The sequence below is a fragment of the Streptomyces sp. NPDC059900 genome (assembly GCF_050270335.1).
Classification (GTDB): Bacteria; Actinomycetota; Actinomycetes; order Streptomycetales; family Streptomycetaceae; genus Streptomyces.
In genome coordinates this window covers 1-6,212 of sequence record NZ_JBNNJZ010000490.1, presented here as the reverse complement: position 1 = coordinate 6,212, position 6,212 = coordinate 1, and the positions used below count along the sequence as shown (strand labels likewise).

Sequence of the window (6,212 nt, the reverse complement as noted above, 5' to 3'; positions counted from 1 at the left end):
ATTCGTTCGCGTCGGTCATCCAGGTCGTGGCCCACACCAGCTCGCAGGGGAGCTCCATGAGGCGGCGCCCGTGGGCCGGGTTGATGCGGGTCATCAGCGGATTGATGCCCGGGCCCTGCGGGGTGTGGCCGGATCCGTAGGTCGGGTAGCCGTCAGGGAGCTGTTCCCTGGTCGCCCCGAAGGGGATGAGGGGGCCGTCGACGTCGAGGAAGAGAAGGGGCAGCTCAGAACCGATCACGTCGGCACCGTAGCGGTGGCCGGGCGCGCACGGCATCGGATTGGGCCCGGAACTCCCGCCCCCGCGGCCATCCGATGCGTCGCGATTGCAAGTTGGCGTAAACATAACGGCTTCACGGGCTCCACATGATCTCCACATGAACCCTTGCCCAACGGTTGAGCCCTGGACCAACTCCCTGTTCAGGGGCGTTTATTACTCAATCTTTGGCAAATTTTTGCTCTGTCATCAAAGGTTAATGCGATGGCAAAGTGAGAGTCACAGCTGCCATACAGGCTGTCTGTGGGCCGACACGGTGTCCGCCGTTCACTCGGCGGCCCGCGCACCCCACTGTCACCATCGACCCGACCACACCGCGTCCGGGCTTCGCCCGAAGACGCAGGAGGCAGGCCAGCATGAAGTCCCTCATCGACAACGCCCGTTCCTTCGCCGCGACACACGTCGCGGCCCCCGAGAACGCCGCGGCCTTCCAGGCCCTGGAGTCAGGACAGGCGCCCCAGGCCCTCTTCGTCACGTGCTCCGACTCACGTGTCGTACCGGCCCTGATCACCGGCGCACGCCCCGGCGAACTCTTCGAACTCCGTACGGCGGGCAACGTCGTACCGCCCTACCCCACCCGCGACGACGCCGACGAAGCCGGCCTCGACGGCCGCCCCGTGAGCGAGGCGGCCACCATCGAGTACGCGGTGTGCGTGCTCGGCGTGCGCGACATCGTCGTCTGCGGACACTCGCACTGCGGCGCCGTGGGCGCCCTGGTACGGGGCGAAGACCTGTCGGCCGTTCCGGCCGTGCGCGACTGGCTCGACCATTCCGTCGCCCCGGACGCCGCCCTGCGCTCCCTCGTCCCGTCCTCCGCGGACGTGGCGGAGGCCGTGCAGACACATGTGCTCGCGCAGGTGGAACGGCTGCGCGCGTACCCCTGCGTGCAAGAGCGGATCGCCGACGGCTCGCTCACCCTGCACGCCTGGTACTACGAAGTGCACACCGGCAACATCACCGCACAGCAAGCGTCCTTCGACGACCGGCCGGCGTTCGGTCCGTTGTGAGAACCGCCGCGCCCCACCGACCGGCCCGCCCTCACGACAGGACCCCCCACCCTCATGTCCGACATCCTCTCTTCCTTCCGCTCCCCCTTCCGCCCGCTGCGTGAACCCGGCGTCAAGCGCAAGGACTTCCTCGCCTCACTCGTCGTCTTCCTGGTCGCCCTGCCGCTGTGCGTAGGCGTGGCGGTCGCCTCCGGCGTCCCCGCCGAACTGGGCCTGGTCACCGGCATCGTCGGCGGCCTGGTCGTCGGCATGCTGCCGGGCAGCGCCCTCCAGGTGAGCGGGCCCGCCGCCGGCCTGACCGTGCTCGTCTTCGAGGCCGTGCAGGAGTTCGGGCTCGGCATGCTCGGCGCCATCGTGCTGCTCACCGGCGCCCTGCAGATCATCCTCGGCCTGCTGCGCTGCGGCCGGTGGTTCCGCGCCATCTCCGTGTCCGTCGTCCAGGGCATGCTCGCGGGCATCGGACTCGTACTGATCCTCGGCCAGCTCTACACCATGGCCGGGGCCGAGCAGCCGCGCTCCGGGATCGACAAGATCACCGGGCTTCCCGGGCTCCTGGTCGACGTCCTCGGCGACACCACCGCCCTGACCGCCGCGGCCGTGGGCCTGGGCACCATCGCCGTCCTGGTTCTGTGGCCGAAGCTGCCCGCGGGCGTGCGCGTGGTGCCCGCCCCGCTGGCCGCCGTCGCCCTGGCCACCGCCATCACCGCCGGACTGCGCCTCGACGTGGCCAACGTGACGGTGCGCGGCCTCTTCGACGCCATCCAGCCGCCGGGATTCGGCGACCTGGCCGACCTGGGCAGCGTGGCGGTGCTCGGCACCGTCCTGGCGTTCACGCTGATCGCCTCCGCCGAATCGCTGTTCAGCGCCGCGGCCGTGGACCGCATGCACGACGGTCCGCGCACGCAGTACGACAAGGAACTCGTCGCCCAGGGCGTCGGCAACACCGTGTGCGGCGTACTGGGCGCCCTGCCCATGACGGCGGTCATCGTGCGCAGTTCGGCCAACGTCGAGGCCGGCGCCCGCACCCCGCTCTCGCGCATCCTGCACGGCGCGTGGCTGCTGCTCTTCGCGGTGCTGCTTCCGGCGGCCCTCGGCATCATCCCGCTGGCGGCGCTCGCCGGTGTCCTGATCCACGCGGGCTTCAAGCTGATCCCCGTCAAGGCGATCGTGCCGCTGGCCCGCTCGCACCGGGGCGAGGCCCTGGTCCTTGCCACCACCGCCATAGCCATCGTGGTGACCAACATGTTCGAGGGCGTGGTGCTCGGCCTGGTGCTCGCGGTGGTCAAGTCCGCCTGGGACACCTCGCACGTGAACCTGGACGTACGGGAGCTGACCGGCGGCCGGATGGTGGTCACCCTCACCGGCAACGCCACGTTCCTGCGCCTTCCGCGCATCCTGGAGACGCTGGAGGCGCTGCCCAAGGACCGGCCCATCGAGCTCGACCTGACTGAGGTGCGCCACCTGGACCACGCCTGCCGTACGACGCTGGAGAACTGGGCACTGCGCCACAACGACAGCGGTACGGAAGCGGTGCGGATGAAGACGTTCCCGGAGGACGGCTCCGACGCCGAAAGGCCCGTGGAGGCACCGATCCGGCGCTGACACCGCCCGTCTCCCCCCTGGCCCACCGTGCCGCCCGCCACCCGCCCCGGTGGCGAGCGGCACGGTGTTCTCGTTGCTCTCGGGTTCTTAGGAGTTCTTGGGGTTCCCCGGCGTTCTGGCGAGCCGCAGAAATTCTTCGGCCGCAGCAGGCGTGAACCCGGGTTCGCCGGGCACTCGCTTAATTGGCCCCGCCGCGTCCCCCCGTCGCGGCGGGGCCGTCTGCGTACTGCCGGTGGTCGCTGCTACCGGCGGCTGCGCACCAACAGGTACACGAAGTACGGCGTCCCGACGACCGCCGTCATGAGCCCCGCGCCCATCTGGGTCGGCGCGATGACGGTACGGCCAAGCAGATCGGCGAGGCAGACGAGGGTCGCGCCGAGGAGTATCGCGACCGGGACGACCCGCGCGTGCCGGCGGCCCACCAGGGCACGGGCCGCGTGCGGTGCCACCAGGCCCACGAAGCCGATCGTGCCGGCCGCGGCCACCGCGGTGGCGCTCAGGAGCACGCTGACGACAAGGAAGCCGAGGCGGCCGCGGGACAGGTTCAGGCCCAGGAGCCGGGGGGTGTCCTCGTCGAGCGACACCAGGTCGAGTTCCTTGCGGCGGGCGATGGCCACGACCGTGCCGACCAGGAGCACGGCGGCGACCGGCAGGATGTCGGGGCCGCTGCGTCCGTAGGTGGAGCCAGAGAGCCAGATCAGCGCCTTGGTCGCGCTGAACCGGTCGGTGAGCACGATCAGCAGGCTGATGAGCGCCATCGTTCCCGCGGACACACCGATGCCGACGAGGACGAGCCTGCTGCTCTGGAAGCCGCCTCTGGCCGCGAGCCCGAAGACGACCACGGAGCTGACCGCGGCGCCGGCGAACGCCGCGCCCACGATGCTCCACGGCCCGGCGCCCGGCGCCGAGGTGACCAGGATGATGGCGCCGAGGGCCGCTCCGCCGGAGACGCCGAGGACGCCGGGTTCCGCGAGCGGGTTGCGGGTCACGGACTGCACGAGCGTGCCGGAGAGCGCGAGCGCGGCGCCCGCGGCCAGTGCGGCGCCCACCCGGGGCACGCGGGTGTCGAGGACGAAGGTGATGGCCTGGCCCGACTGGCCCCGCAGCCAGTTGACGACGTCGCCGAGCAGGAACGTGCTGTCGCCGACGAGCACCGCGGCGATCGTGACGCCGACCAGCGTGCCCACGAGCAGCACCAGGGTGATGACGTAGGCCGTGCGGCTGGGGATGCGCAGCCGGTCCGGCGCGGCGGCGTTGCCGCTGTCGCGGGTGCGCATCGCCATGACGACCAGGAACACGGCGCCGACGACGCTCGTGATGACGCCGGTGGGCACGGTGACCGCGGTCTGGGCCGACGTCACGGCGCGCAGCAGCACGTCGGAGCCGAGCACGAGGGCGGCGCCCACGAGTCCGGCGACGGGTATGCGGGTCCGATGGCGAACCAGGGCGCGGAAGCGGCCGGCCAGTGGCCGTACCAGGGCCGGCGCGCACAGCCCCACGAAGGCGATCGGGCCCGCCAGGGTCACCGTCGCGGCCGCGAGCAGCGAGGCCAGGACCACGGACGTGATGCGTGTGCCGCGGACCGGGATGCCCAGTCCGTGCGCGGCGTCGTCGCCGAGGGCCAGGGCGTCGATGCGGCGCGCGATCAGCAGGAGACCCACGAGTGCGGCCACGATGACGGGCGCCATCTGGGACACCCCGTCGAACCCGTTCTGGCTGATGCTCCCCTGGCCCCACTGGTAGAGGCCCTCGGTGCGTTCGGGGAACAGCAGGAGCAACGCGTCGGTGATGGCGTTGAGTCCCAGGGCGAGCGCGCTGCCCGCAAGGACCAGGCGCACCGTTCCGGCGCTGCGTCCCGCGAGGGCGAGGACGACGGCGGCCGCGGCGAGGCCGCCGACGAAGGCCACTCCCGAGGAGGCGAGCAGCGGAGCCGTCGCGCCGCTGGCGACCAGTGCGGTCAGGGCGAGGTAGGAACCGGCGTTGACGGCAAGGGTGTCCGGCGCGGCGAGGACGTTGCGGCTGACCGCCTGCAGGGCGGCGCCCGCCGCGCCGAGCGCGACGCCGACGAGTATCCCGGCGAGCATGCGCGGCATGCGCGAGGCGATGACCACGGAGGAGTCGCCCTGCTCGGCCTGGCCGGTGAGGGCCTTCCACACCTGCCCTGCACCGACCGACGCGGTGCCCTGGGTGATGTCGACGACGGCGAGAACGGCGACCAGAAGAACAAGACCGGCCGTCACCGCGACCGCGCCCGTGGGGGATGCGACCGCGCGCTCGGGCGTGGTGGAGGGCGTTGCGGTGACGGCCACGGTCTCCTACTTCTTCAGGGTGTCGACGAGGGCGTCGATGTACGCCTCCATCGCCTCGGGGCCGCCGAACATCCAGATGCCGTCGGGCAGACGGTGGACCTCGTCGTCCTTGACGAACGGCAGCGACTTCCAGACGGCGTTGTCGGCGAGTTCGTCGGTGAACACGTCGGAGCTGCCGTCGTCCTTGTTGCCGATGTAGACGAACTTCACGTCGTCGCCGAGCTTGGTGAGGCCCTCGACGTCGGTGGTGGCGAGGCCGTAGTCCTTGTCGCCCTTGATCTTCCAGTCGTTCTTCAGGCCGAGGTCCTCGTTGACGGCGCCGAGCAAGGAGTTGCTCGTGTAGCCGCGCACGGAGACCTGGTTGGAGGCGGCGTAGCCGTCGGCGAAGGCGATCTTCGAGCCGTCGAGCTCGGCCTCCTTCAGCGCCTTCTTGCCCTCGGCGACCTTGGCCTCGTACGACTCCTTGGCCTTCTTGGCCTCGTCGGTCGTGCCGGTGGCCTTGGCGATGACGTCGAGCGTGTCAAACATCTGGCCGATCTGGTCGGCGCCGTCGGCGGCCTTGACCTGGAGGACGGGGCCGACCTTCTTCATCTGCTTCACCGCGGAGGCCGACATGTCGGTCGTGGTGACGATGAGGTCGGGGGTGAGGCCGGCGAGGGTGTCCATGCTCGGCTCGCCGCGGGTGCCGATGTCCTTGGGGTCGTTCTTCAGCGGGACGGCGGAGTCCCACGCCTTGTAGCCCTTGACGTCGGCGACGCCGACCGGGTCCACGCCGAGCGTGACCAGGGATTCGACGACGTTCCACTCGGTGCCGACGACCTTCTTGGCCGGGCCGTCGAGCTTCACCTGCGCGCCATTGGCGTCGGTGAGGGTGATCGGTTCGGACTTCTTGTCCGAGCTGGTCTCGGCGGGCTCGGAGGTGCCGCAACCGGACAGAACGAGGGCTGTGGCCGCGGCGGCGGCCGCGGCGACGAGGGTGCGTCTCATGAGGAGGAATGGAGCCTTTCGCTTCTGCTGTGG

At 70.8% G+C, this 6,212-nt stretch carries 4 protein-coding genes and 1 pseudogene; 2 read left to right on the top strand and 3 right to left on the bottom strand.

What is annotated here, in order from left to right; all coding sequences use genetic code 11:
- A pseudogene (locus ACQKIP_RS37055) lies at window positions 1-274 on the bottom strand (hypothetical protein); the annotation flags it as partial.
- Window positions 275-630: 356 nt separating this feature from the next.
- Here ACQKIP_RS37055 and ACQKIP_RS37050 point away from each other — a divergent pair.
- Entirely contained in the window at window positions 631-1,281 is a 651-nt protein-coding gene (locus ACQKIP_RS37050) for a carbonic anhydrase (protein ID WP_365855935.1), read from the top strand.
- A gap of 54 nt (window positions 1,282-1,335) precedes the next feature.
- Window positions 1,336-2,883, top strand: coding sequence for a SulP family inorganic anion transporter (locus ACQKIP_RS37045; RefSeq protein ID WP_365855933.1), 1,548 nt, complete (start codon window positions 1,336-1,338; stop codon window positions 2,881-2,883).
- Between the two features lie 242 nt (window positions 2,884-3,125).
- Here the strand turns inward: ACQKIP_RS37045 and ACQKIP_RS37040 are convergent, their stop codons facing one another.
- Together ACQKIP_RS37040 and ACQKIP_RS37035 are read right to left on the bottom strand one after the other, a co-directional pair.
- Window positions 3,126-5,192 carry an iron ABC transporter permease gene (locus ACQKIP_RS37040; protein WP_365855931.1) on the bottom strand — a complete coding sequence of 689 codons (2,067 nt, stop codon included), beginning with the start codon at window positions 5,190-5,192 and terminating at the stop codon, window positions 3,126-3,128.
- A gap of 6 nt (window positions 5,193-5,198) precedes the next feature.
- Window positions 5,199-6,179: an iron-siderophore ABC transporter substrate-binding protein gene (locus tag ACQKIP_RS37035; protein ID WP_365855929.1), complete on the bottom strand. Its 981-nt coding sequence runs from the start codon at window positions 6,177-6,179 to the stop codon at window positions 5,199-5,201.
- Window positions 6,180-6,212 lie beyond the last annotated feature (33 nt).

Bases quoted from the DNA above. Each gene is read 5' to 3' on its own strand.
- ACQKIP_RS37035 (WP_365855929.1), bottom strand. From the start codon at position 6,179: ATGAGACGCACCCTCGTCGCCGCGGCCGCCGCCGCGGCCACAGCCCTC.
- ACQKIP_RS37045 (WP_365855933.1), top strand. From the start codon at position 1,336: ATGTCCGACATCCTCTCTTCCTTCCGCTCCCCCTTCCGCCCGCTGCGT.
- ACQKIP_RS37050 (WP_365855935.1), top strand. From the start codon at position 631: ATGAAGTCCCTCATCGACAACGCCCGTTCCTTCGCCGCGACACACGTC.